This is a genomic window from Bradyrhizobium sp. UFLA06-24, from assembly GCF_054967145.1.
On sequence record NZ_JADFUE010000009.1, the window covers coordinates 131,467 to 156,340 of the forward strand.

Annotated in this window: 24 protein-coding genes and 1 pseudogene; 10 read left to right on the forward strand and 15 right to left on the reverse strand. The window is 64.7% G+C overall.

The window, feature by feature from the left end; translation table 11 throughout:
- Positions 1-76: 76 nt before the first annotated feature.
- On the forward strand, positions 77-1,051 hold the full coding sequence (locus IF809_RS10640; RefSeq protein ID WP_462837553.1) for a quinone oxidoreductase family protein: 975 nt from the start codon (positions 77-79) through the stop codon (positions 1,049-1,051).
- A 111-nt stretch (positions 1,052-1,162) separates the two neighbouring features.
- On the opposite strand, the gene IF809_RS10645 is transcribed toward IF809_RS10640, so the two are convergent.
- Together IF809_RS10645 and IF809_RS10650 are read right to left on the reverse strand one after the other, a co-directional pair.
- Complete coding sequence (locus IF809_RS10645; RefSeq protein ID WP_462837554.1) at positions 1,163-2,353, reverse strand: acetylornithine transaminase; 1,191 nt, start codon at positions 2,351-2,353, stop codon at positions 1,163-1,165.
- Positions 2,354-2,623: 270 nt separating this feature from the next.
- Positions 2,624-3,265, reverse strand: a complete 642-nt coding sequence (locus IF809_RS10650; protein WP_462837555.1) for a hypothetical protein — start codon at positions 3,263-3,265, stop codon at positions 2,624-2,626.
- A 309-nt stretch (positions 3,266-3,574) separates the two neighbouring features.
- Here IF809_RS10650 and IF809_RS10655 point away from each other — a divergent pair, with 309 nt between their 5' ends.
- Positions 3,575-4,516 (forward strand): hypothetical protein, encoded by a 942-nt coding sequence (locus IF809_RS10655; protein ID WP_453978862.1) that lies wholly within the window; start codon positions 3,575-3,577, stop codon positions 4,514-4,516.
- Between the two features lie 136 nt (positions 4,517-4,652).
- Here the strand turns inward: IF809_RS10655 and rimO are convergent, their stop codons facing one another.
- On the reverse strand, positions 4,653-5,978 hold the full coding sequence (rimO, locus tag IF809_RS10660) for a 30S ribosomal protein S12 methylthiotransferase RimO (RefSeq protein ID WP_462837556.1): 1,326 nt from the start codon (positions 5,976-5,978) through the stop codon (positions 4,653-4,655).
- Positions 5,979-6,089: 111 nt separating this feature from the next.
- Here rimO and IF809_RS10665 point away from each other — a divergent pair, with 111 nt between their 5' ends.
- From IF809_RS10665 to IF809_RS10685, 5 genes are all read left to right on the forward strand, one after another.
- Positions 6,090-6,680: an ANTAR domain-containing response regulator gene (locus IF809_RS10665; RefSeq protein WP_092290397.1), complete on the forward strand. Its 591-nt coding sequence runs from the start codon at positions 6,090-6,092 to the stop codon at positions 6,678-6,680.
- Complete coding sequence (locus IF809_RS10670; RefSeq protein ID WP_462837557.1) at positions 6,677-7,840, forward strand: CmpA/NrtA family ABC transporter substrate-binding protein; 1,164 nt, start codon at positions 6,677-6,679, stop codon at positions 7,838-7,840. Before IF809_RS10665 ends, IF809_RS10670 begins: the two co-directional genes overlap by 4 nt.
- Before the next feature lie 350 nt (positions 7,841-8,190).
- Positions 8,191-9,021: a formate/nitrite transporter family protein gene (locus IF809_RS10675; RefSeq protein WP_453990850.1), complete on the forward strand. Its 831-nt coding sequence runs from the start codon at positions 8,191-8,193 to the stop codon at positions 9,019-9,021.
- Positions 9,022-9,034: 13 nt separating this feature from the next.
- Positions 9,035-10,831: a NirA family protein gene (locus tag IF809_RS10680; protein ID WP_462837558.1), complete on the forward strand. Its 1,797-nt coding sequence runs from the start codon at positions 9,035-9,037 to the stop codon at positions 10,829-10,831.
- Positions 10,828-12,444, forward strand: coding sequence for a sulfite reductase subunit alpha (locus tag IF809_RS10685; protein WP_462837559.1), 1,617 nt, complete (start codon positions 10,828-10,830; stop codon positions 12,442-12,444). Before IF809_RS10680 ends, IF809_RS10685 begins: the two co-directional genes overlap by 4 nt.
- Positions 12,445-12,875: 431 nt before the next feature.
- On the opposite strand, the gene IF809_RS10690 is transcribed toward IF809_RS10685, so the two are convergent.
- The 3 genes from IF809_RS10690 to pxpB are packed head-to-tail and all read right to left on the reverse strand — an operon-like array spanning position 12,876 to position 15,439.
- The gene (locus IF809_RS10690; RefSeq protein WP_462837560.1) at positions 12,876-13,646 is read right to left on the reverse strand and encodes a LamB/YcsF family protein; all 771 of its coding nucleotides are present in this window, start codon (positions 13,644-13,646) and stop codon (positions 12,876-12,878) included.
- Positions 13,647-13,673: 27 nt separating this feature from the next.
- The gene (locus tag IF809_RS10695) at positions 13,674-14,711 is read right to left on the reverse strand and encodes a 5-oxoprolinase subunit C family protein (RefSeq protein ID WP_462837561.1); all 1,038 of its coding nucleotides are present in this window, start codon (positions 14,709-14,711) and stop codon (positions 13,674-13,676) included.
- Positions 14,708-15,439, reverse strand: a complete 732-nt coding sequence (gene pxpB / locus IF809_RS10700; protein WP_462837562.1) for a 5-oxoprolinase subunit PxpB — start codon at positions 15,437-15,439, stop codon at positions 14,708-14,710. The genes IF809_RS10695 and pxpB overlap by 4 nt, the downstream gene beginning before the upstream one ends.
- Positions 15,440-15,687: 248 nt before the next feature.
- Between pxpB and IF809_RS10705 the strand changes: the two genes are divergently transcribed.
- Both IF809_RS10705 and IF809_RS10710 read left to right on the forward strand, forming a co-directional pair.
- Complete coding sequence (locus tag IF809_RS10705; protein ID WP_462837563.1) at positions 15,688-16,386, forward strand: ribonuclease activity regulator RraA; 699 nt, start codon at positions 15,688-15,690, stop codon at positions 16,384-16,386.
- Between the two features lie 17 nt (positions 16,387-16,403).
- Positions 16,404-16,808, forward strand: coding sequence for a (R)-mandelonitrile lyase (locus IF809_RS10710; protein WP_128966290.1), 405 nt, complete (start codon positions 16,404-16,406; stop codon positions 16,806-16,808).
- Positions 16,809-16,818: 10 nt separating this feature from the next.
- Here IF809_RS10710 and IF809_RS10715 read toward each other — a convergent pair whose 3' ends face one another.
- The 4 genes from IF809_RS10715 to IF809_RS10730 form a co-directional block, all read right to left on the reverse strand.
- Complete coding sequence (locus IF809_RS10715; RefSeq protein ID WP_462837564.1) at positions 16,819-17,175, reverse strand: hypothetical protein; 357 nt, start codon at positions 17,173-17,175, stop codon at positions 16,819-16,821.
- 175 nt (positions 17,176-17,350) lie between these two features.
- Positions 17,351-18,196, reverse strand: a complete 846-nt coding sequence (locus IF809_RS10720; protein WP_453978870.1) for a DUF2147 domain-containing protein — start codon at positions 18,194-18,196, stop codon at positions 17,351-17,353.
- Between the two features lie 173 nt (positions 18,197-18,369).
- Complete coding sequence (locus tag IF809_RS10725; RefSeq protein ID WP_453978871.1) at positions 18,370-18,861, reverse strand: hypothetical protein; 492 nt, start codon at positions 18,859-18,861, stop codon at positions 18,370-18,372.
- A 10-nt stretch (positions 18,862-18,871) separates the two neighbouring features.
- Positions 18,872-19,651, reverse strand: coding sequence for a transporter substrate-binding domain-containing protein (locus IF809_RS10730; RefSeq protein ID WP_462837565.1), 780 nt, complete (start codon positions 19,649-19,651; stop codon positions 18,872-18,874).
- Positions 19,652-19,775: 124 nt separating this feature from the next.
- Between IF809_RS10730 and IF809_RS10735 the strand changes: the two genes are divergently transcribed.
- Positions 19,776-20,273 (forward strand): DUF1993 domain-containing protein, encoded by a 498-nt coding sequence (locus IF809_RS10735; protein WP_453983659.1) that lies wholly within the window; start codon positions 19,776-19,778, stop codon positions 20,271-20,273.
- Between the two features lie 59 nt (positions 20,274-20,332).
- Here IF809_RS10735 and IF809_RS10740 read toward each other — a convergent pair whose 3' ends face one another.
- From IF809_RS10740 to IF809_RS10760, 5 genes and pseudogenes are all read right to left on the reverse strand, one after another.
- The gene (locus tag IF809_RS10740; protein WP_453978873.1) at positions 20,333-20,800 is read right to left on the reverse strand and encodes a hypothetical protein; all 468 of its coding nucleotides are present in this window, start codon (positions 20,798-20,800) and stop codon (positions 20,333-20,335) included.
- Positions 20,801-20,966: 166 nt separating this feature from the next.
- Positions 20,967-21,862 (reverse strand): annotated as a pseudogene (locus tag IF809_RS10745) (NAD(P)-dependent oxidoreductase).
- Between the two features lie 33 nt (positions 21,863-21,895).
- Positions 21,896-22,996 carry an ABC transporter ATP-binding protein gene (locus tag IF809_RS10750; protein ID WP_453978875.1) on the reverse strand — a complete coding sequence of 367 codons (1,101 nt, stop codon included), beginning with the start codon at positions 22,994-22,996 and terminating at the stop codon, positions 21,896-21,898.
- 20 nt (positions 22,997-23,016) lie between these two features.
- Positions 23,017-23,922 carry a carbohydrate ABC transporter permease gene (locus IF809_RS10755; protein ID WP_128966283.1) on the reverse strand — a complete coding sequence of 302 codons (906 nt, stop codon included), beginning with the start codon at positions 23,920-23,922 and terminating at the stop codon, positions 23,017-23,019.
- Entirely contained in the window at positions 23,922-24,860 is a 939-nt protein-coding gene (locus IF809_RS10760) for a carbohydrate ABC transporter permease (RefSeq protein WP_453978876.1), read from the reverse strand. Before IF809_RS10760 ends, IF809_RS10755 begins: the two co-directional genes overlap by 1 nt.
- Between the last annotated feature and the right edge of the window lie 14 nt (positions 24,861-24,874).

The following is a 24,874-nucleotide window of genomic DNA, read 5'->3' on the forward strand; positions in this document are numbered from 1 at the left end:
CCGCATTGGCTGGCGTCGAGTTGACAAGGCGGGCGCGATTGTCTTCGCTCGGCCTTGAAGAAGAGGAGGTCAGGTGATGACCAAAGCCGTCCGTGTCCACAAGGTCGGAGGCCCCGAAGCCCTGGTCTATGAGAGCGTCGAAGTTCCGGCGCCCGGCCCCGGCGAGGTGCGCATCCGCCAGCATGCGGTCGGCCTGAACTTCATCGACGTCTACTATCGCACCGGGCTCTACAAGGCGCCGGGGCTGCCCTTCATCGCCGGCAACGAGGCCTCGGGCGAGGTCGTCGCCGTCGGACCGGGCGTGACGCATTTCCACCCCGGCGACCGCGTCGCCTACTACCACAATCTCGGCGCCTATACCGGCGAGCGCAACATTCCCTGGGAGAAGCTGGTCAAGCTGCCCGACCACATCACGCACGAGCAGGGCGCCGTGCTGATGCTCAAGGGCCTGACCGTCTGGTATCTGCTGCACAAGACCTTCAAGGTCGAGCCGCATCATCGCGTGCTGATCCATGCCGCCGCCGGCGGGATCGGCTTACTCACCTGCCAATGGGCGAGGGCGCTCGGGGCGCACGTCATCGGCACGGTCGGCTCGCGCGAGAAGGCCGAGCTTGCCGAAGCCAATGGCTGTGACCACGTCATCCTCTACAACGAGGAGGACTTCGTCGCGCGCGTGAAGCAGATCAGCCGCAACGAGGGCTGCGACGTGGTCTATGACGGCGTCGGCAAGGCCACTTTCCCTGGCTCGCTGTCGTGCCTGAAGCCGCGCGGCATGTTCGTGTCGTTCGGCAATGCTTCGGGTCCGGTGCCGCCATTCTCGATCGCCGAGCTGAACAATCACGGGTCGCTGTTTGCGACCCGGCCGAAGCTCAACGACTACATCGGCACGCGCAAGGAGCTGCTGGAAGGCGCCGACACGCTGTTCTCGGCCGTCATCAACGGCAAGCTGCACGTGCCGATCAACCATGCCTACGCGCTGAAGGACGCCGCGAAGGCGCATATCGATCTCGAGAGCCGCAAGACGACCGGGGCGTCGATCTTGAAGCCGTAGGTCATCAAAAGATGGTCATGCCCGGGCTTGTCCCGGGCATCCACGTTCTTCGTGCCCGCGCGTCAAGGCGTGGATGGCCGGGACGAGCCCGGCCATGACGGATAGCACGGCTTACGCGACTCTCCGTGCCGCGCCGGCCTTGGTCAAGATCCCGTCGAGGCAGCCGATCATCTCGGCGATCTCTGCCCTGGTGACGTTCAGCGCCGGCATGAAGCGCAGGGCGTCGAGCTGCGGCGCGTTCAGCAGCACGCCGGCCTCGAAGGCCTGCGTGACGATACCTGGCGCGATCGGCAGCTTGAGGTCGAGCGCCAGCAACAGCCCGCGTCCGCGCACGCCGCCGAGCCCGTGCCGCGCCGAGACCTTCTGCAGCTCGCTTTCGAGCAGCAGCCCGGTCTCGGCGACCTGTTTCAGGAACGCAGGTCTGCTGACCTCCTCGAGCACCGCGAGCCCCGCCGCGCACATCACCGGGTTGCCGTTGAACGTGCCGCCCTGGTCGCCGTGCTCGAAGCAGGAGGCGCGTTCGGTTGCAAGCAAGGCCGCGAGCGGCACGCCGCCGCCGATGCCCTTGCCGAGCGTCATGATGTCAGGCGCGATGCCGGCGTGCTCGTAGTGGAAGAGTTTTCCGGTCCGGCCCATGCCGGTCTGGATCTCGTCGAAAATGAGCAGCAGACCGTGCGCCTCCGTGAGCGCGCGCAGCTGCTGCAGGAACGCATCGCTCGCCGGCCACACGCCGGATTCGCCCTGGATCGGCTCGAGCATGACAGCAACGGTGTTGTCGTTGATCAGCTTTTCGACCGAGGTGATGTCGTTGAGCTTGGCCTTCTTGAAGCCGGATACCTTCGGCTCGAACAGCGGCTCGAACGCCTTCTTGCCGGAGGCCGACATCGTTGCCAGCGTCCTGCCGTGGAAGCCGCCTTCGAACGTGATGATCTCGAACGCGCCAGCTTTGTGCAGGCTGCCAAATTTGCGAGCGAGCTTGATCGCGCCCTCATTGGCTTCGGCACCCGAATTGGCAAAGAACACCTGGTCGAAGGCGCTGTTCTCGACCAGCGCCTGCGCGAGCTTCAGGCTCGGCTCGTTGTAGAAGGCGGGGCTCGGCGTCAGCAGCCGCTTGGCCTGCGCGCTGAGTGCGTCCGCCACTGCTGGCGGCGAATGGCCGAGGCAGTTGACGGCCCAGCCCTGCACGAAGTCGAGATAACGCTTGCGGCTGTCGTCCCAGAGGTAGGAGCCGGCGCCGCGGACGAACACGGTCTTCGGCCGTGCAGTGATGTCCATCAGCGCGTCATACGGATGCGTCGTCATGTCGAACTCCTCTGGAGGCGGGTGGAAAAGGGCGCAAAAAGCAGAAAGGCCGCACCTTGCGGGTGCGGCCTTCTCGAAAACTTCAGCTGAATTCAGTGGTTCAGCGGCGTCGTCGGACATGGCGCACCCTCTCATCGTCGCGGCAGCGACGACGGAGCATTGCGGTGCGCAGGTTGGTCCGGGCGTTGATCATGGAGCGCGTCCGTACAGCCGAAGGCCAGGGCTTGTCAAGCGGGTGTTTTGCGTGACACCCGCCGAACGTGCATTTGCTCAGGCGGAATGAGCCGCTTCCTCGGCGTCCTCGTCGCCCCAGTTCGCGTCCGCAATCGACGCGTCGATCAGCTCGCCGCGCAGCAGCTTGAACGGGGAATTCCGGTACAGCGCGATGTTGTGGAAGGGATCGGTCAGCACCTTGAAGCCCCAAACCAGCCCGGTCGTGACGCCGCGCGTCGCGAACAGCTGGAGCATGCGCGCCAGTCCGCCACCGATGCCGATCGCGAGCCAGAGCGCGCCGACATGGCGGATGAAGTCGAAACGGTCGGCAGGGGGAGCAAAGAGACCGAACAGCGTGGGATCAATGTAAAGCGCAACCGGCGCGCTGCCCCAGATCAGCAGCAGGATGATCTTGCGGGTCTGGCTGTAGCCGACCTTGACGGCTTCCTTGTACTCGTTGCTGACATCGTTGAGCGCGTCGTAGCCGTCCGGCTCGAAGAAGAAATGCCCGGTCTGCCGCGTCAGCATCGCGAGCCAGCCGACGAGTCCTGCCAGCGCCGGATCCCTGAACAGCAACGCGTAGCATCCCAGGAAGATCACTGCACTGATCAGGTGCAGCGTCTGATTGACGGTGCTCTGGTGATAGAAGCGGTAGTCGTCGAAACGCTGCGTGCGCAGCATGTCCGGCAGGCGGCTCATCAAAAATCCTCGCTCGCGTTGAAAGCGCGGCGAGAGTTAGGACGAGTCCATGACCCCAGCGTGAATGCACTATAGTGTCACATTGCGGCGTGTCGCAGTTGCGCAGGGCTGGAGACCAGCCGGGGCCGCGCGGGTCGCCCCGTAGTTCTGGTCCATCGCCGATCTTGTGACGGCGGCATGTCATTTGTTCGCCGCGCCAGAAACCAACGAGCCTCTAGCGCGTTTGTGATCGAAGGACGCGAATTGGTTCGAACCGGAGGCTAGCCGGGACAGACCAAAAGGGCGGGACCATCAGGATCGTTTTCAGCCTTGTCCGATACGCCATACCCGATTGACCTCGACAGCATCCGCGGCGCATTTCCGCCGGGCATCGAGGCGCCGCCTTTGCTGCTGGATTTCGCCGGCTGGCTGAACGGACGTCCCTGGGGCAGCGTCGGCTGCTTCTCGCTGCAAGGCCAGTTCTCCGACCAGGCGCCGATTTTCGACGGCAGTCCCTTGCGCGACCGTTTCGCGTTGTTCATGCGCCTGCCTGACGGTTCGGCCGTCGGCGGCTGGTACGGCGCCGGTCTCGACCGCGACGATCCGCCGATCGTGGGGTTGGGCTCGGAAGGCGATTATGAGCTGCTCGCGCCGTCCCTCGACGCGCTGCTGGCGAAACTGACATCACAGCAATTCGATGAGGCCTGGCATGATCTGCGGCCGCACGGCGAGGTCGAGCCTCAGACGGGCGAGCTTGCGCAATGGCTTGCGCGGCGACCGGCCGGCGAGCCTGCTACGTGCGAGGACTGTGCATCCGAGCTGCCTGACTTCCGCGGCTTCGTCGAGAAGTGGAGCCGGGATCGTGAAGAGTACTGGGCCAATCATCGCCTGATGGCCGAGCTCGGCTGGCGGCTCGCCGCGCATCTGCCCAAGGGCAAGAAGCCCTGGGACAAGACGCATTTCGAGGTCGCGATATCAGGCAAGCAATACGAGGCGCGCGTGATGTCGCGCGGGCCGCAGCCGTTCGAGGAAGCCGCCTCGATCGAATCCCTGCTGCGCGACCTGCGCGAGGAGATGCGCCGCGCGCAGCCCGAACTGGGTCTTTGGTACGTCATGAAGTTCGGGCTCTACGCCGACGGCCGCGTCATGCCGAATTTCGAATACGACGTGCGCCCGACGATCGGTGGACAGCCCGCGCTGCTCTCCGAAGCCAAGGCCGATCTCGCCCGCGCCCCGCGTCCGGAGCGCTGGGTGCCGAAATGGCTGGTGTGATGAATTTGCAGCGACAGTAGTCGTCATGCCCGGGCTTGCCCCGGGCGTCCACGTTCTTCGTGCTGTGCTTCAAGCCGTGGATGGCCGGGACAAGCCCGGCCATGACGCTGCTGGAATGTGCGCGCGTACGAGGACGTCAGAACCCCGCGACGCTGCCGTGCAGATCGTATTCGTCCGCGCGCTCGATCTTCGCGGTGACGATCTCGCCGACGCGCAAGGGACGGCGGCTTGTCAGATACACCGCGCCGTCGATCTCTGGTGCGTCCGCCTTGGAGCGGCCCTTGGCCACGGTCGGCCCGACCTCGTCGATGATGATCTGCTGGCGCGTGCCGACCTTGCGCTTGAGCCGGCGCGCGGAGATCTTCTGCTGTCGCGCCATCAGCGCGTTGTAGCGCTCCTGCTTGATCTCTTCCGGCACGGGATTGGCGATTGCATTCGACGTCGCGCCCGCAACCGGCTCGTATTTGAAGCAGCCGAGACGGTCGATCTCGGCTTCATCGAGCCAGTCGAGCAGATAGGCGAAGTCGGAGTCGGTCTCGCCGGGGAAGCCGACGATGAAGGTCGAGCGCAAAGCAAGATCGGGACATTCCTCGCGCCAGCGCTTGATGCGCGCCAGCGTCTTGTCCTGCGCCGCCGGGCGTTTCATGGCCTTCAGCACTTCGGGACTGGCATGCTGGAACGGTATGTCGAGATAGGGCAGCACCTTGCCCTCGTTCATCAGCGCGATGACCTCGTCGACATGCGGGTAGGGGTAGACATATTGCAGACGAACCCAGGCGCCGAGCTCACCGAGCTCGCGCGCGAGGTCGAGGAATTTCGCGCGGACCTGACGATCCTTCCACGGGCTCTCGGCATATTTGAGATCGACGCCGTAGGCCGAGGTGTCCTGCGAGATCACCAGCAGCTCCTTGACGCCGGCGCCGACCAGGCGCTCGGCCTCGCGCAGCACGTCATTGGCCGGACGCGAGACGAGATCGCCGCGCAGTTTCGGGATGATGCAGAAGGTGCAGCGGTTGTTGCAGCCTTCGGAGATCTTCAAATAGGCGTAATGGCGCGGCGTCAGCTTAATGCCCTGCGGCGGCACCAGGTCGAGATGCGGATTGTGGGCCGGCGGCAGCGCGCGATGCACGGCATCGAGTACGCTCTCATATTGCTGCGGGCCCGTAATCGAGAGCACGCCGGGATAGGCCTGCTCGATCGCTTCCGGTTCGGCGCCCATGCAGCCCGTCACGATCACCTTGCCGTTCTCGGCCATGGCTTCGCCGATCGCCGAAAGCGATTCCTGCTTGGCGCTGTCGAGGAAGCCGCAGGTGTTGACGATGACGATGTCGGCCCCGTCATGCTTGCGGGCGAGCTCATAGCCTTCCGCACGCAGGCGCGTAATGATGCGCTCGGAATCCACCAATGCCTTGGGACACCCGAGTGACACGAAGCTGACCTTGGGCGCAGCCGTCTGATTCATATCCAAATCTGCCTGATTGACCGGCCTGAGCTAGTCCCAATTGCCCATAATTACAACCCTTTGCAGGGCGTTCCGGCGTGCTATGGATGAATCACCTGCCGTGAGTGAGCCATGAGCGCCGACCAGTCGCCCAAAATCGTGATCGTCGACGAAAGCCCGGTCCGCGCCGCGATCCTCGAGGAGGGATTGCGGGAGGCCGGATTCACCGAGGTCGTCCATATCCGCGAGATGCAGAGCCTTCTTGCCCGTATTTATGCGGTGGATCCCGACATCATCCTGATCGATCTGGAAAACCCCAGTCGCGACGTGCTGGAAGCGATGTTCCAGGTCAGCCGTGCCGTGAAGCGGCCGATCGCCATGTTCGTCGACCAGAGCGATTCAGCCTCGATCCAGGCGTCGGTCGAGGCGGGGGTGTCCGCCTATATCGTCGACGGGCTGAAGAAGGAGCGCATCAAGCCGATCCTCGACCTCTGCGTGTCGCGGTTCAACGCCTTCGCCAAGCTCCAGGAGGAACTGGAGCGCACCAAGTCGCAGCTCGAGGATCGCAAAATCATCGAGAAGGCCAAGGGCATCCTGATGAAGGTGAAGGGCCTCACCGAGGACGAGGCCTATGTGCTGCTGCGCTCGACCGCCATGCGTGAGAAGAAGAAAATCGGCGAGATCGCCCAATCGATCATCACCGCGTCGGAGATGCTGAAATGACCGGTCCCCTCCGCATCGGGTTCATCCCGCTGGTCGATGCTGCGGCCCTGATCGTCGCCGTCGACAAGGGCTTTGCCGCCGCCGAAGGGCTCGAGGTCGAGCTGGTGCGCGAGGTCTCCTGGTCCAATGTGCGCGACAAGCTCAACATCGGCCTGTTCGACGCTGCGCATCTGCTGGCGCCGGTCGCGATCGCATCCTCGCTCGGGCTCGGCCACGTCAAGGTGCCGATTGCAGCCCCCTTCAATCTCGGCATCAACGGCAATGCGATCACAGTGTCGCCGGCGCTGCATGCCGCGCTGATGGAAGAGATCGAGGGCGACCGTTTCGATCCGCTCGCCACGGCAAAGGCGCTGGCGAAGGTCGTTGCCATCAGGCGCAAGCAAGGCGCCGAGCCGCTGACCTTCGGCATGACGTTCCCGTTCTCGACCCACAATTACCAGCTGCGGTTCTGGATGGCCGCGGCCGGCGTCGATCCCGACGAGGATGTTCGCCTCGTGGTGCTGCCGCCACCCTACATGGTGGACAGCCTCAGGAGCGGACACGTCGATGCCTTCTGCGTCGGCGCGCCCTGGAACTCGATTGCGGTCGACCTCGGCATCGGCCACATCCTGCATTTCGTGTCCGACATCCTGGAGCGCGCGGCCGAGAAGGTGCTGGCGGTGCGTCAGGTCTGGGCCGACAAGAATCCGGACGTGATTGCGGCGTTGGTCCGCGCGGCGGTCAAGGCGGCCGAGTTCATCGAGGGCCCGGAGAACCTGACCGAGGCGGCGCAGATCCTGGCGCAGCCCGAGCGCCTTGGTGTGGATGCCGAGCTGATCCAGCGCTCGCTCACCGGGCGCCTGAAGATTTCTCCCGACGGCACGGTGCGCGAGAGCGGGCGCTATCTCCTGGTCGGTCGCGAAGGGGCGGGGCGCCCGGACCCGGTTCAGGCCGCATGGCTTTACGCGCAGATGGTGCGCTGGGGGCAGACAGCGCTGAGCGCAGAGGCCCTCAAGACCGCCATGGCTGTGTTCCGGTCGGACCTCTACGATGCCGCCCTCGGGCATGGCGGAGAAGGGCAGGCCAGCACCCCGTTCGGCGCCTTTGCCGGACCCGCATTCGATGTCAGGGACATCGCTGGTTATCTGGGCGCGTTTGAAGTCGCCCGCCGGGCTCGGTAGGTCTGCTCAAGTATTAATCACATCGATTCGAAGCTCAATCTTTGGGCCATTGCTGCCCGAAGCAGCATGAACCCCGATCCACTTCATGCATTGCACCAAACTCTAAATCGCTGATTTCAATTGATTTTGCGGCTTTTGCTGCGTTGGCACACTCCTTGAATAGGAGAGCCCAAGCCGCCAGGCGTGGACGCCGGCGACTCCAAGTCCATGGTGGATTTCCGCAGCAACGAGGCTGATCGGATCGCTCCGGGCTCCGGCGAGGTGCTGATGCGCCTGCAACCGGCTCCCCGCGATCACCGTCCGTTTCACCCGTTGACGCCGCCTTTCGCGCGGCAAGCTGGAGCTGCGATATGGATTACGCGAAACCCTCCGATGTTGTGGCCTCGATGGTCGATGCCAGCCTGAAGAAGCTGGCGCTGGCCCCGCGCGATATCATGATCCGCGGCGCGATATCAGGTGCGCTGCTGGGCGCGGCCACGACGCTCGCCCTGACCGGCGCGGTCACGACGGGCCAGCCCATCGTCGGCGCGCTGATCTTTCCGGTCAGCCTTGTGATGATCGTGCTGCTCGGCCTCGAGCTCGTCACCGGAAGCTTTGCCATCGTTCCGCTCGCACGTCTCGAAGGCAAGGCCAGCTGGAATGCGGTCATCGCCAACTGGTCGTGGGTCTTCCTCGCCAATCTGCTCGGCAGCATCGCCGTCGGCGCACTGATCGCGATCTCGCTCACCAACATGGGCAAGCTCGAGGTCACCGGCGTCGCCGCGAAGATCGTTGCGGTCGCCGAGGCCAAGACCATCGCCAATGCCGCAATCGGCACCGCCGGCATGGTCTCGGTGTTCGTCAAGGCGATCCTCTGCAACTGGCTGGTCTGTCTCGGCGTCGTCATGGCGATGACCTCGACCTCCACGGTCGGCAAGATCGCGGCGACCTGGCTGCCGATCTTCCTGTTCTTCGCGCTCGGCTACGAGCATGCCGTCGTCAATATGTTCGTGATCCCGACCGGGATGATGCTCGGCGCCAAGGTCAGCGTCGCCGACTGGTGGCTGTGGAATCAGATCCCCGTCACCTTGGGCAATCTCGTCGGCGGCTTCGTCTTCACAGGCCTCGCGCTCTACACGACGTACAAGCCCGCAAAGCCGGTCGCCGACGTGGCGCAGGTTGCGGTCCAGGCAGCAGAGTAGGTCCATTCAGTCCATGAAACTCGATACAGCACCCACGGCCGATTTCTCCGACGAGCAGAAGCGCTATCTCGAAGGCTTCATGTCCGGCATGCAGGTCGGGCGTGTCGGGCGCGCTTTCGCGGCCGGCGGCGCGGCTGCCGTAGGCGCTCCCGCGGAACCGTCAGGTCCGGATGCGGCGGCGATCAAGGCGCAGGACAAGCTCGTTGCGGCGGGCAAGAAGCTCGCCGACCAGGAGAAGTTCAAGCGCGAGATGCATCCGTTCGATGCCTATGAGCGGCTGAAGGACCAGGCGCGCAACAACGCCAATCCGACGCCGGCGGACAATTTCCGCTGGCGCTATTACGGCATCTTCTGGGTGGCGCCGGCGCAGACCTCCTACATGGCGCGCCTGCGCATTCCCAACGGCATCCTGAAGCACTGGCAGATGTCGGGCCTTGCCGACATCGCCGAAAGCTGTGGCGGCGGCTACACCCATGTCACCACCCGCGCCAACTTCCAGATCCGCGAGATCGAGCCGAAGAACGCGGTCAAGCTGATCGAAGCCGTCCAGGACATCGGCCTCTGCTCGCGCGGCGCCGGTGCCGACAACATCCGAAACGTCACGGGCACGCCGACCGCCGGCGTCGATCCGCAGGAGTTGCTCGACACGCGCCCCTATGCGCGCGAATGGCACTACCACATCCTCAACGACCGCTCGCTGTTCGGCCTGCCGCGCAAGTTCAACGTTGCCTTCGACGGCGCCGGCAAGATCGCAGCGCTTGAGGAGACCAACGATATCGCCTTCACCGCGGTCGAGGTGAAGGACGGTTTCGGCGTCGAGCCGGGTGTCTGGTTCAAGCTCGGTCTCGGCGGCATCACCGGGCACAAGGACTTTGCGAAATATTCGGGCATCGTCGTTCGCCCCGAGGACGCGACCGCTGTCGCCGATGCCATCGTGCGCGTCTTCATCGAGCATGGCGACCGCACCAACCGCAACAAGGCGCGGCTGAAATACGTGCTCGACACCATGGGCCACGACGGCTTCCTCAAGCTGGTCGAGGAGCGCCTCAAGAAGCCGTTCGCGCGTGTACCGGCCGAGGCGCTGGCGCCGCGCCCGCTGTCCGACCGCATGGCCCATATCGGCGTGCACAGGCAGAAGCAGGCCGGCCTCAACTGGGTCGGCGTGGCGCTGCCGGTCGGCAAGCTCACCTGCGAGCAGATGCGTGGGCTGGCCAAGATTGCGCAGGATCTCGGCGACGGCGATATCCGCCTGACGGTCTGGCAGAACCTCTTGATCTCGGGCGTGCGCGACGAGAACGTCGCGCTCGTCACCGCTGCGGTCGAGAAGCTCGGGCTGGCCACCGAAGTTTCGAACGTTCGGGCCGGCCTGATTGCCTGCACCGGCAATGCCGGCTGCAAGTTCGCTGCGTCCGACACCAAGCGTCATGCCGCCGCGATCGGCGACTGGTGCGACGCGCGCGTCAATCTCGACACGCCGCTCAACATCCATCTGACCGGCTGCCACCATTCCTGCGCGCAGCACTACATCTCCGACATCGGCCTGATCGCGGCCAAGGTGCCGGGTGCGAGCGAGGACGACCAGGTCGAGGGCTATCATCTCTTCACCGGCGGCGGCTTCGGCCCCGATGCCGATATCGGGCAGGAAGTGTTCCACGACGTGAGGGCCGAGGATGTGCCGAAGACGGTCGAAGGTCTGCTCAAGGCCTATCTCGCCAACCGCGCCTCGCCTGAAGAAACGTTCCTGACCTTCTCCCGTCGCCATGACGGTGAAGCCTTACGCAAACTCGCCGAAGCGGAAGTCACAGCATGACCCAGATGCCCGTCCCACCGAAGCTCGAGATCATCCCGCCGAACGCTCCCTTCAGCGAGGGACAACGGCTGTGGCTGAACGGGTTTCTCGTCGGCATGCTCGGCCTCGACGGCTCGACGCCACTGTCGCCGGCGGAGAACGGCGCCGTGCTCTCGCCGCAAGGCGACGGCGACGATGGCGAGGCGCCATGGCACGATCCGGCGATGCCGATCGCCGACCGCATGAAGCTCGCCGAGGGGCGGCCGCTCCGCCGCCGCATGATGGCGGCGATGGCGCAGCAGGATTGCGGCCAGTGCGGCTACAATTGCGCCGACTATTCGGATTCGATCGCCAACAAGAGCGAAGCGCGCTTGAACCTCTGCGCCCCCGGCGGCAAGGAGACGGCGCGGATGCTCAAGCAGCTGTTCGAGGAGATCGACAAGGTGCCGGCCGCGAAGCCTGCCGGGGGAGCAGCCGCTCCGGCCGCGAGCGCCCCGGCCGCGCCTGAGGTGAAGGCCGAACTCGGCCGCGCGCGCGAAAATCCGGCAGAGGCGACCTTCCTGTCGCGGCGTCTGCTCAACAAGCCCGGCTCGGAGAAGGAGACCTATCACGTCGAGTTCGATCTCTCCGAGAACAAGCTCGACTACGTTGTCGGCGACAGCTTCGGCGTGTTCGCGCGCAACGACCTTGGCCTCGTCGACCAGATCATCGCGCTGCTCGGCGCTTCCCACACCACCAAAGTCAACAACAAGACGCTGCGCGAGGCGCTGGTCGAGGACGTCTCGCTGTCGCCGGCGCCGGACAAGCTGTTCGAGCTGCTCTCCTTCATCACCGGCGGCGCCCAGCGCGAAAAGGCGAGGGCACTTGCGCAGGGCGAGGATCCCGACGGCGATGCCGCGACGCTGGACGTGATGGCCGCGCTGCAGAAGTTTTCGGGAACGCGGCCGCATCCGGAAGCCTTTGTCGAGGCGCTCGAGCCACTGCAGCCGCGGCTCTACTCGATCTCCTCGTCGCACAATGCGACGCCCGGCAAGCTGTCGCTGACGGTCGATTCCGTCCGCTACGTCATCGGCAAGCGCAAGCGCCTCGGCGTCGCCTCGACCTTCCTCGGCGAGCGCATCAACGAAGGCGACAAGCTCAAGGTCTATGTGCAGAAGGCGCACGGTTTCGGCCTGCCGCGGGATCCGAAGACGCCGATCATCATGATCGGCCCCGGCACCGGCATTGCGCCGTTCCGCGCCTTTCTGCTCGACCGCAAGGCGACCGGGGCGCAAGGCAAGAACTGGCTGTTCTTCGGCCATCAGCGCAGCGATTGCGATTTCTTCTATCGCGACGAGCTCAACGCGATGAAGACGTCGGGGCTTCTGACGCGCCTGTCGCTGGCCTGGTCGCGGGACGGCGAGAAGAAGTTCTACGTGCAGGACCGCATGCGCGAGCTCGGCCGCGAAGTGTGGACGTGGCTTGCGGAAGGCGCGCATCTCTACATCTGCGGCGATGCCAAGCGCATGGCCAAGGACGTCGAGCGGGCGCTGGTCGACATCGTCGCCCAGTTCGGCGCGCGCTCGACCGACGAGGCCGTCAGCTTCGTCGCCGACCTCAAGAAGAAGGGCCGCTTCCAGGCTGACGTCTACTAAGCTTCAGGGCGACCTCCATGAATCGCCGACGCGGCGCACCGTGCCGGCGACGGTCCTCTACTGTGCATGGGTTGTTTTCACGTTTCGGCTGGTGGGAACTCGACCCGGTTCCATTTGCCATGAACTTTAACGAATAGGATTTTTGGAACCGGCCGGTCCGGAGAATTTTCTGCTGCGAAGTAGCGCGCAATCGCGCTTTCGTCGCTATTTGCGCGATGGTCTTACAGCCGTCGCGTCCGATCGTTCATACTCGGCGCATGGTGCCTTGGAAATCGACCATCCGGGAATTGTCGGCGGAAGCCAGACTCCATCTCTATGCGCGATCACTGTCCCGCAGAGCCAAAGCGAGCGCACATCACATCAGGATCTACGGCGCATGTGCGCTGATCGCCGTGCTCGTGTTCGGCACGCTCTCGGCGCACTCGTTCTGATCACGCCCCGCGCTTGAACGGCGCGACCTCGATGCCCGCATCCTTCAGGGCCTGACGCAAGGTCCGCGCGATCTCGACCGCGCCCTGCGTGTCGCCGTGGATGCACACGGTGTCCGTCCGCATCTTGATCACCTTGCCGGTCACCGAGACCACCGCGCCGTCCTGCACCATGCGCACCACGCGCTCGGCGATCGCCTTGGCATCGTGCAGCACCGCGCCCGGTTTCTTGCGCGACACCAGATTGCCGTCGTCCTCATAGGCGCGATCGGCGAACACCTCATGCACCATCGGCAGGTTTGCTTCTTCACCGGCCTTGACCAGTTTCGAATTGGCCAGCACGACGAAGATCAGGCTGGGATCGACCGCTTTGATGCCGGCAGCGATCGCCTTCGCGGTCATGTCGTCCTCGCAGGCGACGTTGGAGAGCGCGCCATGCGCCTTCACATGCGTCACCTTGTGGCCGGCGGCCGTCGCGATCGCCTGCAGCGCGCCGATCTGGTAGGCGACGAGGTTCTCGATCTCGGACGCCTTCAGCCCCGCGATCGGATGCCGGCCGAAGCCGTGCAGGTCGCGATATCCAGGATGCGCGCCGACGGAGACGCCGCGTGCCTTCGCAAGCTCAACCGTCCGCCGCATGATGTCGGGGTCGCCGGCATGGAAGCCGCAGGCGACGTTGACCGAGCTTGCGAGCTCGATCATGGCGGCGTCGTTGCCCATCTCCCAAGCGCCAAAACCTTCGCCGAGGTCGCAATTGAGATCGATCGTCTTCATGGTTGCTCTCCGCCTTTGGCCTCGTCCTTACGGCTCCGCCGTGACCTGCCAGGTCCCGGCATCCATGGCACTCACCGCGTAGCCCGCAACGTTGGCGTCGCTGAGCGCCTCGATGTTGAGCGCGACCGTGTCCGACGAGCGCAGGCGATCGGGCAAGCTTTTGATCAGCTGTGCGAACTTGCGTGCCTCATCCTGCGCCTCGGCCATGGTGACGGCCTTGAAGCGGAACGCCGTGCCCGCCGAGGTCTGGGCGAGGCGGCCGACATCGGCCGTGATCACGGTCGCGATTTTGGGATAACCGCCTGAGGTGCCGCGGTCCATCATCAGCACGATCGGCGCGCCGTTGCCGGGCACCTGGATGCTGCCGTTGACGGTTCCGTCGGAGACGATGTTGTGGCCGTGCAGATGCTGGATCGCGGGACCTTCGAGCCGGTAGCCCATGCGGTCCGATGTCGCCGAGATCTTCCAGTCGCTGCCCAGGAACAGCGCCTTGTTGGCGTCGTCGAATTCGTCGTCCTGTGGCCCCAGCACGACGCGGATCGGGCCGCTCACCGGCTTCGGCAATTCGATGCGCAGTTCCGGCGCGCCGCTCGCGGCATCGACCGTGAACTCGTCGCCGGCCTGCAGCGGGCGCGGGTAGGGGCTGCCAAGACCGGCGCGGGCATTGACCGCGAGGCTGCCGAACACCGGCTCGCCCTTGATCGCGCCTTCGATGGCCAGGTACGTGAACGCACCGCCGCGGGCAAACCCCAGCGTCAGCGTCTCGCCGTTCTTCAGCGTTACGGACGTGTCCAACGCAACCGGTTTTCCGGCCACGTCGACATTGCGCGGCGCGCCTGCAATCGCAACGCGCACGGCGCCATCCCTGGCGGTGAAGGTCGCGCCGAACGGGCCGATCTCGACGGCGGCTGCGGACGGATCATTGCCGACCAGCGTGTTCGCGGCCGCGAGCGCCAGCCGGTCCATGGCGCCACTGACCGTCAGGCCATAGCGTTGCGCGCCGTGGCGTCCACCGTCCTGGACGGAGCTGGCAGGTCCAATGCTGGTGACGACGAGCCGGCTCATGCGTCGACCCGGTCGGCGATGATCTCGCCGGCTTCGGCGGCGCGATCCAGTTCCTCGAACGTCTTGTGGTCGATTGGAAAAAACGTCACGCGATCACCGGGTTCGGTGAGGAAGGTCGGATTACGGTGGAGCTGATAGGTGCGCACCGGCGTGCGGCCGAGCAGGTGCCAGCCGCTCGGCGCGGCGAGGCACTGGATGCCGGCCTGGATGCCGCCGATCGAGATCGTGCCAGCGGGCGTGAACAATCGCGGGCTCTGCCGCCGCGACATGTGCAGCGATTTATCGAGGCCGCTGAGATAGGACCAGCCCGGCGTGAACCCGATCATGGCGACGCGATAGTCGCCGCCGACGTGACGGGCGACGATGTCGTCGGGCGTGGTGTTCAGCGCTTTGGCGACGTCCTCGAGGTCGATGCCGTGCTCGCCGCCATAGGCGACGGGAATCCGCCAGCGCCGCGCTTTCGTGGTTGGCGGCAGCTTCTGACCGGCGATCGCAAGCAGCTTTTCGCCGAGCGCGTCAAAGCCGATCCTGCCGGGATCGTAATGCACCAGCAGCGAGCGATAGGTCGGAATCGTCTCCGAGATGCCCTCGATGGACGCAGCTGCAAGGGCCTTGTCGAGCGCGAGCACGCGCTCGTTGGCGGCGTCGTCGATCGTGCGGCTGAACTCGACCGTGACGGCGCTGTCGCCACTGGGCAGAAGGCGGGGCGGGGGGAGCGTCTCGGCCATGAGTTGTCGTAATCGGGCCTTTGGAAAAGCGCGGGCGCGGCCTTTCAGTTCCGCGTTACCCCTGCTTCGCGTAAATGCGCCCGCAAGTCCAATAAATTAATGCAAGGGCATCCGATAAAGCCTTGTTATCGTGTCGCATAACAGCCCGGCAGGGTCGCGTTCCCGTCAGGGCTTTGGCCCTTGACGCAAGGGCTGCGGCTCGCAAGATGCGCGCGTTCTTTCCTGCACCTCGGAGCTCGTTCTCGTCCATGTCGCTGTCCCCCGAAGCCCGCAAGACCCTCGCCGGCATCACCACCGCCACCATCACCACGGTCCTGCTGAAAAAGGGCCTGCGCAATGTGTGGATGCGCGGCGCACGTCCGTTGCGCCCGGGCCTGCCGCGCCTGGTGGGACCTGCCTTCACGCTGCGCTTCGTGCCGGCGCGCGAGGATCTGGCGACGCCGGAATCCTGGTCGTCACCGATCTCGACCCGCACCGCGATCGAGGCGATGCGGGAGGGCTGCATCGCCGTGGTCGACGCCATGGGCATTACCGACGCAGGTATCTTCGGCGACATCCTCTGCGCCCGCATGGTCAAGCGCGGCGTGACCGCGCTCGTCACCGATGGCGTGGTGCGTGACGTCGAGGGCGTGCTTGGCACCAACCTGCCGGTCTGGTGCGACGGCTACGCCGCGCCGCCGTCGGTTGCAGGCCTCACATTCGTCGGCTGGGGCGAGCCGATCGGTTGCGGCGGCGTTGCGGTGTTTCCGAACGACATCGTGGTCGCCGACCAGGATGGCTGCGTGCTGATTCCGCAGGCCATGCTCGATCACGTCCTCAACGAGGGCGTCGAGCAGGAGCGGATGGAAGCCTGGATCGTCAACGAGGTAAACAACGGCGCTGTGCTGCCGGGCCTCTATCCCATGAACGCCGAAACCAAGGCGCGCTACGCCGCCAGCAAGAAGTAACAGGAAACGAGGATCCCATGGATATCACGCTCGCAGGTGCGCGGCCGACCCGCCGTGCGCCCAAGGAACACTTCACCGGCACCGTGCTGCAGGACCCCATCAACATGGCGCCCGCGCCGGCGCGGCTGAATGTCTCACGGGTGTCGTTCGAGCCCGGCGCCCGTACGAATTGGCACCATCATCCACTCGGACAGACGCTGTACGTGATTTCGGGCGTGGGCCGCGTCCAGACCAAGGGTGGCCCGGTCAAGGAAATCCGCCCCGGCGACACCGTCTGGATCCCGCCGGGGGAAGTGCACTGGCATGGCGCCACGCCTGGTAACAGCATGTGCCACATCGCCATGCAGGAAGCGCTCGACGGCGTGTTCTCGACCTGGCTTGAGCCAGTCACGGACGCGGAGTATTCGGCGCCGCTCGGCTAACGGCGGCCGGTTACATCCGCTCCGCCGTCCACGTGCCCGAGCACATGGCCCCGCGCCATGTGCCGGAGCCTGAGGTGCCGCTCAGCCGGCCGGATCCGACCGCGTGCTTGATGCCCGCGCCCAAGGTGACGTTGATGCTGCCGGCGTCGGCGACCTTACCTGACGCCGTCACGGCTGCGCTGCTCGAGGCGATCTGACCGTTGCTGATGCCGATCGCGACGGTTGCGCCGTTGCCGCAGGTCTCGCTCGACGACGAGATGCGCACATTCCAGGTGCCGTCGAAGGCGGAGCCGGCCGCATCCGCTTGCCCGAGAGGGAAGGCGATGGCGACGATGGTGGCGAAGAGACCTTTGCGAATTCCGTTCATGACACGCCCCTTGGGTTGACCGTGCAGGGATCGTGTCACGGGCGCGGAAGCGGCGATGTGAGCGCTGTCACGCGCGCAAAGCTCCGTGTGAGCTGGCGCACATCGCATCAATATTGCGCGCAAGCAAAGGGCCCGGATCGCGGGCCCTTGGCGTGTCTCGCCACGTCGCGGTTGATCAGTTCACACGGGTCCAGGTCTGGCCGCCGCAGAACATGCCGCCGAAAGCGCAGCCCTGCACGCGCAGTCGGTCCGTGCCCTTCAGCGAGATCGTCGAATCGTAGGTCGAGCCGCTGTTGGGATCGAGGATGCGGCCTGACCATTTCTGATCCCTGCCGGGCTTCATGTTGATCAGGACCTGCTCGCCGTTCTGGTTCGTCTTGCTGTCGACCGAATAGCCGCAGAGGTTGGTGCCGCATTGCTCGATGCGGACCTTGCCTTCCTTCTCCTCGGTGAGCCAGACGCCGAGCGGCGAGTTGAGATCACGCGTAGCCGTAACGGCGGGTGGCGGCGGCGCGACGGCAGCGGCCTGAACGGGAGGGGGCGCGGGCGGAGGTGGTGCTGGCGGTGCGGCAGCCGCAGCTGGCGCCTGTGGTGACGGCGCGGCGGGAGTGGTCTGTTGTTCGACCGGAGCAGGGGGCGGGGGCGGAACGAGTGCTGCGGCGTCGGCAGGCGCAGGATTGACTGCGGTCGCGGGAGGCGGAGCCGGTGGAGCGGGGACCGGCACCGCGGCCACAGGCGCCGGGGCCGGCTCGACTGCGGCGGCCGCTGGCGGTGGAGCGGGCGCGGCCGGCGTCTGTGGATCGACCTTGGCTTGCTGTGGGGGCTGCTGGTCCGGCTTGGTGTCGTTCTTCTTGGCTTTCTTGGTCTTGCCCTGGCCGGTGTTGTCGTAGACGCCGGGAATGGACACGGTGCCACGATCGGGATCGATCCGGATGGTGCGGCCGCCATACTCGAACGTGTACTGCGCTTGCGCGGCGGTGCTCGCCAAAAGGAATGTGGCCGTGGCCAACAGCTTCCTCATTTGCATCTCCCGAACAGGTGGTCCCGCGCCGAGGGTTACGCCCCGGTCCAACCGCGAAAAGTGATCCAGATCACGGTCACGGTATGAGTCGCCCTGCGGCGGTTTCGGGTTCAATAACGCCGAACGCGGTCCGGAGTTGACGGCCCGATGCGACCGGCCGCCGCGACCGGGAGCTATTTCTCCGGACAGCGGGAATCCGCGGCCTGCTCGGCGCGAGCCAGCGCAACGTCGTTGGCCTTGTCGGTGTGGACCTCGACCGCGCCGAACAGGCAGGCCTTCTCGCCATTGATCGCGAACACCGAGAGCTCCTGGACTTCCCGCTCGTCGTCACCGACCCGGCTCCAGGTGCGGATCACGGCGGCCTTGGGCACACCCGCGCGCATGATCCACTGGACCTTGTCGCCGAACACCTTGCCGGCGCCGCGCCATTGCGCGGTCGGCTCCTGCAGCTTGTCGATCGAGCGCCTGGGCGCGATCGTCAGCGAGACGACGTTGCCCTCGTCGAAGAAGTGTACGACGTAGCCGGCCGGGCCGGGGCAGGTCCACGCCCCGACGAACTCCTTGGATTGGTCCTTGCACGCCGGACCTTTCGCCGGTGTGAACGGCGTCTGGCCGGATGCGGTGCCAGGCGCGGCCAGCGCGAGCGCGGCCACGAACGCGATCATCAGCCGCATGCTAGTCGAACCAGGCGGCATAGATCTTCTTGTAGCTGCCGTCCTCCATGGAGATGTGCAGCCACTGGTCGACAAAGGCCTTCAGCGCCATATCGCGCTGGAGCCAATAGGCCTTCTCGGAGAAGTCGAACGGCTTGTCGGGATGGACTGCGCAGAGCACGCCGGCATGCTGCTTCTGCTGGTAACGCGTCTCGGAGGCATCCGTCATCATCAGATCGGCATTGCCCTTGACGATCTGGTCGAATATCTGGGTGTTGTCGGGAAAGACCGTAATGTCGGCGTCCTTGACGTTGGCGCGCGCAAAACGCTCATTGGTCCCGCCGGGATTGACGATGACGCGGGTGCCTTTCTTGTCGATGTCGGCAAGCGTCTGGTATTTGGCCGTGTCGGCGCAGCGCGCGATCGGGGTCTTGCCCTCGCGCATGATCGGCGTCGAGAAGAAGCCCTTCTTCTGCCGATCGAGGGTCACGGAGACGCCGCCCATGGCGATGTCGAACTGATCGGCCTCGAAATCCTTCATCAGCTTCGGCCAGGCGGTCGGAACGAATTCGACCTTGACGCCGAGCGCCTTGCCCAGCGCCTCCGCCATGTCGACATCGAAGCCGGAGAACTGCTGTGTGGTTTTGTCCAGATAGGTGAAGGGCTTGTAGTCGCCGGTCATGCCGACGCGCAACGTGCCGCGCTTGATGATCTCGTCGAGGCGCGAGGGAGCCGGCTGCGCGTAAGCTGAGAGGTTCGCCAGCAACGTCACGGCCAAAGCCGCCAGAATTCGAACAGTCATTCGAACGGTCATCTCTTTTCCACCCATGCCCAAGCTGTCATTGTGCAGCCCGCGAGGTCGATTTAGACCAGATGCCGGTGTCTGGCGAGGCGGAATTGAAAGGAATATTGGCGTGACGATTTCGATGTACGAGGCCTCGGTCGGCCTGTTCGTGCCTTACCTGCGCAACCTGTCCGTCCTCCTCGACAAGGGCGTTGCGTATGCCGAGACGCGCAAGTTCAATCCGGCTGTCTTGCTTGGGATGCGGCTGGCGCCGAACATGTACGATCTGGCGCAGCAGGTCGGCGAGGCCTGCCGCCACGCCACCGTCGCGCCGGCCTTGCTGGCGCAGGGTGAGCCGGTCGCGCTGCCGCCGCTGGAGCACGACATGGCCGGGCTTCAGGCGCGCATTGCGACGTCGATCGAATTCATCGAGAGTCTGCCGCGCGCCGAGATCGATGCGGCCGCGGAGCTGAAGGTCTTCTTCAGGCTGAAGAACGGGACCGAGCTGCCCTTCACCGGACGGACGCTGCTGCTCACCAACAGCGTCCCGCAGTTCTTCTTTCACGTCACGACGGCCTACGACCTGTTGCGGCACGCCGGCGTCGAGCTCGCGAAGAAGGACTTTTTGGGCAGGAAGTAAGGGCTGGGTGTCTTACCTCTCCCCGACGGGGAGAGGTGAACGGAGGCCTCTCGCGTGTGTTACGCTTCGCCTTTGCGCTCGTAGTCGGCGAGCGAGCTGCGGCCGGCGATCTCGCTGCGCAGCAGCTCGAAGCGCCGATGTGCTTCATCCTCGTGTTCGTCGACGAAGCGTACGGCGGCCTCGCTGGTCATCGGGCCGCTGACCACGGGCGCGGACTGCTCGCCGATGGTCTCGTGCACGTAATACTGGCCGTCATCGCCGCGATGGACCGTCCATTTCAGGCGGATCGCCACCATCGGCCCTGGGCCGACCTTGCTGTAGCCATCAGCATCGGTGTGCTCAGGCACCAGCGGCTGCTCCTCGACCACGGGATGCTCGTGGGAGGCATGATGCTCGTCTGCGACCACATGATCATCGGCAGCCGCCGTTTCCGTCTCGCTGTCGCGGACGACGAGAGCGGGCTCGGGGTGCTCCAAAATGCTGGCGATGGTCGCCAGCGCGTGGTCGGTCGGGTCGATCTCTGACAAGGTCCATCCTCCAGCTCGACGCGGCCGGCAAAGTCTGTCCCACTGCCGCCGCGGCCGGGTACATTACGCGGGTTTGATTAAGGCTGAGTTGGGGCCCGATCTGCACCAAAATGGGACGCATTCTGGCCGTCCGAAGGCGGATAGATTAGCCGCCTTCGGATTGTCCTCAGCCCAGAACGTCCTGATTGATGATGTTCTGCCTGATGGGATCGCCGTCCAGCACGCTCAGGATATTGCGCGCGGTCTGCTCGCTCATGCGGCTGACAGCCTCAACGGTCACACCGGCGACGTGCGGGGCCATGATGACGTTGGGCAGCGCGAACAGCGCGTTGCTGACCGGTGGCGGCTCAACCTCGAACACGTCGATGCCCGCGCCGGCGAGCTTGCCTGAGACGAGCGCGTCGTACAGTGCGGCTTCCTTCACGATGCCGCCGCGCGCGGTGTTGATGAGATAGGATTTCGGCTTCATCCGGTCGATCCTGTCAGCGTCGAACAGGCCGATGGTCTCGGGCGTCTTCGGGCAATGGATGGTGACGAAATCGGCGTTGGGGAGCGCGGCGTCGAGGTCAGGGACCGGCTCGCAGCCGGCGGCCTTGATCTCCGCCGCAGGCTTGTAGGGATCGTAGACCTGCACGTTCATTTCCATTGCGAGGCACCGCTTGGCGGTGCGCGTGCCGATGCGGCCGAAACCGATGATCAGCACGGTCTTGCCGTCTGTCTCTTATACACATCTTCGTCGGCAGCGTCAGATGTGTATAAGAGACAGATCAGCGGCACCTTGCGGCGGGACAGGGCGGGCACGTCGACGGCGTCGTAGCCGACGCCGATCCGCGTCACCACCTTCATGTCGCGGGCCGCCTCGAGTTCGGTCTCGCCGAAGGCGGTAGCGCCGAGCGCGACGCCATGAACAGGCGCATGGCTCTTCAGCAGGGCTTCGAAGTCCTTGGCGGAGATCAGGTTCGGAAACTCGACGAGCTCGATATCGTCCCGCTGGGTGAGGAGAGCGCGTGCCCCTTGCGACAAAGTTTGTGTAACGAAAATCTTCTTCTTGTTGGTCGTCATCGCTCCCCGCCTGCTCGCATTCTTCGGCCGGCGTCACAGCACGACGCCGGTCTCCTCGTTTAGCAGGTGCATATTGTTGAGGTCCATCGCCAAACGCATGGGTGCTCCGTCCTTGGCGCCGGCGTTGGGATTGACGCGGCCGCACACCGGCGTGCCGTCGAGCCCGAAATAGACCAGCGTCTCCATCCCCATCGGCTCGGTGACGTCGAGCACGGTATCGAAGGTCTCGACACCGGGATCCAGATGCGCGTGCGACTCGGTGAGATGCTCGGGGCGGATGCCGAGCAGGAGCCTGTCGGTGCGCGGCAGCGCGTTGTAGCGGGCGGCGCGGGCCGGCGGCAGCGCAAAGGCAATGCGGTCGGTCAGGCGGACCTGCAGCGTGCCGGCGGCATCCTCGAGCCGGCACGGAATGAAGTTCATCGCGGGCGAACCGATGAAGCCCGCGACAAAGCGCGTCGCCGGCTTGTGATAGAGCTCGTTCGGCGTGCCGATCTGCTCGATGCGGCCCTTGTTCATGACCACGACGCGATCGGCCAGCGTCATCGCCTCGACCTGGTCGTGGGTGACGTAGACGGTCGTGGTGCGCACCTTCTGGTGCACTTTCTTGATCTCGATCCGCATCTGCACGCGCAGCTTGGCGTCGAGATTGGACAGCGGTTCGTCGAACAGGAAGACCTTCGGGTTGCGCACGATCGCGCGTCCCATCGCCACGCGCTGGCGCTGCCCGCCGGAGAGCTGCTTCGGCTTGCGATCGATCAGATCGGTGATGTCGAGCAGGCGCGCCGCTTCGGTCACCCGCGCCTTGATCTCGGCCTTGGGATAGTGCTTCAGCCGCAGCCCGAACGACATGTTCTCGGCGACCGTCATGTGCGGATACAGCGCGTAGTTCTGGAACACCATCGCGATGTCGCGGTCCTTCGGCGGCACGTCGTTGACGACGTCGCCGCCGATCATGATGTCGCCGTCGCTGATGTCCTCGAGGCCGGCGATCATGCGCAGCGTGGTCGACTTGCCGCAGCCGGAGGGGCCGACCAAGACGATGAATTCATGGTCGGCGATATCAAGGTCGATGCCGCGCACCGCTTCGACATCGTCATACCGCTTGATCACCTTGCGCAGAGAAACGTCCGCCATTGAACTTGAACCTCTCGATTTCAACCCTTCGTCGCGCCGGCGGTCAGGCCGGCAATGTAGTAGTCCATCAGGAAGGCGTAGATGATCAGCGGTGGCGCCGCGCCGAGCAGCGCGCCGGTCATGATCTGGCCCCAGTTGAAGACATCGCCCTTGATCAGCGTCGTGGTGATGCCGACCGGCAGCACGAGCTGGTCGATCGAGGTCGTGAACACCAGGGGATAGAGGAACTGGGCCCACGAGACGGTGAAGGCGAAGATCGTCGCGGCGATCAGCCCGGGCAGCGCGACGGGGATGAAGATCCGCAGCAGGGTCTGCAGCCAGGACGCGCCGTCGATGATCGCGGCCTCGTCGAGCTCCTTCGGGATCGATGCGAAATAGCCGATCATGATCCAGGTGCAGAACGGCACCGTCAGCGTCGGATAGATGAACACCAGCACATACCAGCGGTTCAGCAGCGTGATGCCGGTCAGGTCCTGCATGACCCCGAGCATCTTGAACAGTGGAATGAACAGAAGGCTATCCGGGATCAGATAGGTGAGGAAGACGCCGGTGGCGAGCGTCGCCGAGCCCCAGAACTTCATCCGCGCCAGCGCGAACGCCGCGGGGATGCTGATGATCATCGTGACGATCACCACCGCGATGGAGATGATCGACGAGTTCCAGAAGAAGCGCAGGAACTGGTTCGAGCTCAGGAGCTCGACATAGTTCGACAGGGTGGGATGAAACACCCACCACGGATTGGTCGCCGCCGAAATCTCCGCGCTGCTCTTCAGCGAGGTGATCAGCATGTAGACCGGCGGTGTCAGGAAGAAGATCGCAAACAGCACCAGGAAGAAATAGGACCAGCGCAGCGCCCAGGCGCGGTCGCGGCTCATGCTGCCGAGCTTGCGGGTAGGCCCGGCCTTGTCGATTGCCATCGTGCTCATCAGGCTTCGTTCCCGCGTTTGGAGACATCGCGCAGGATGAAGATCGCTGCGACGGCGAGGATCGGCACCATGAACAGCGAGACGCAGGCGCCGAGGGGGATGTCGCTGCTCTGGATGCCGACCTGGAATGCCCAGGTCGCGAACAGATGGGTCGTATCCAGTGGGCCACCGGAGGTCAGAATGCGCACGATGTCGAAATTGGCGAAGGTCACGATCAGCGAGAACAGCGTCGTGATGGCGATGATGTTGCGCATCATCGGCAGCGTGACGTACCAGATCTTCTGCCACCAATTGGCGCCGTCGATCGCCGCAGCCTCATAGAGCTGGTCGGGCACGGATTTCAGTGCGGCGAGATACATGATCAGGAAGAACGGCGCGCCATACCAGACATTGACCAGGATGACGGAGAAGCGCGCCCAGAAGGTTTCGCCGAGCCAGGGGATCGGACCGACACCGAAGAAGGAGAGGGTGTAGTTGAAGGCGCTGTAGGAGGGGTCGAACAGCCAAAGCCAGGCCAGCGTGCTCATCGCCGGCGGAATCACCCAGGGCACCAGCAGCATGCCGCGCCATTTGCGCTGCTTCTTGCCCGGAATGTTGTGGACGAAATGCGCGACGATGAAGCCGATCAACGCCTTGAAGATCACGGCGGTGATGGCGAAGATGCAGGACTGCTTCACCACCATCCAGAACGTCTCGCGCTTGAACAGGAAGGTGAAGTTGCCGAGGCCCACGAATTTCGTCATGGCCTTGTTCAATGTCGCCAGATAGAGCGAATAAAAGGCGGGATAGAGCACGAGCAACACGATCAGCAGGATCAGCGGCAGCGTCAGGAAAAACGCGACCGTCGATTTGCGCCCGAGCGCATTGCGCAGGCTCGATCCCTTCCGCGCGCCCGTCGCACGGGCGACGCGACCTCGCTCAACGACGACATCGGCCATATCAGCTTCCTTGG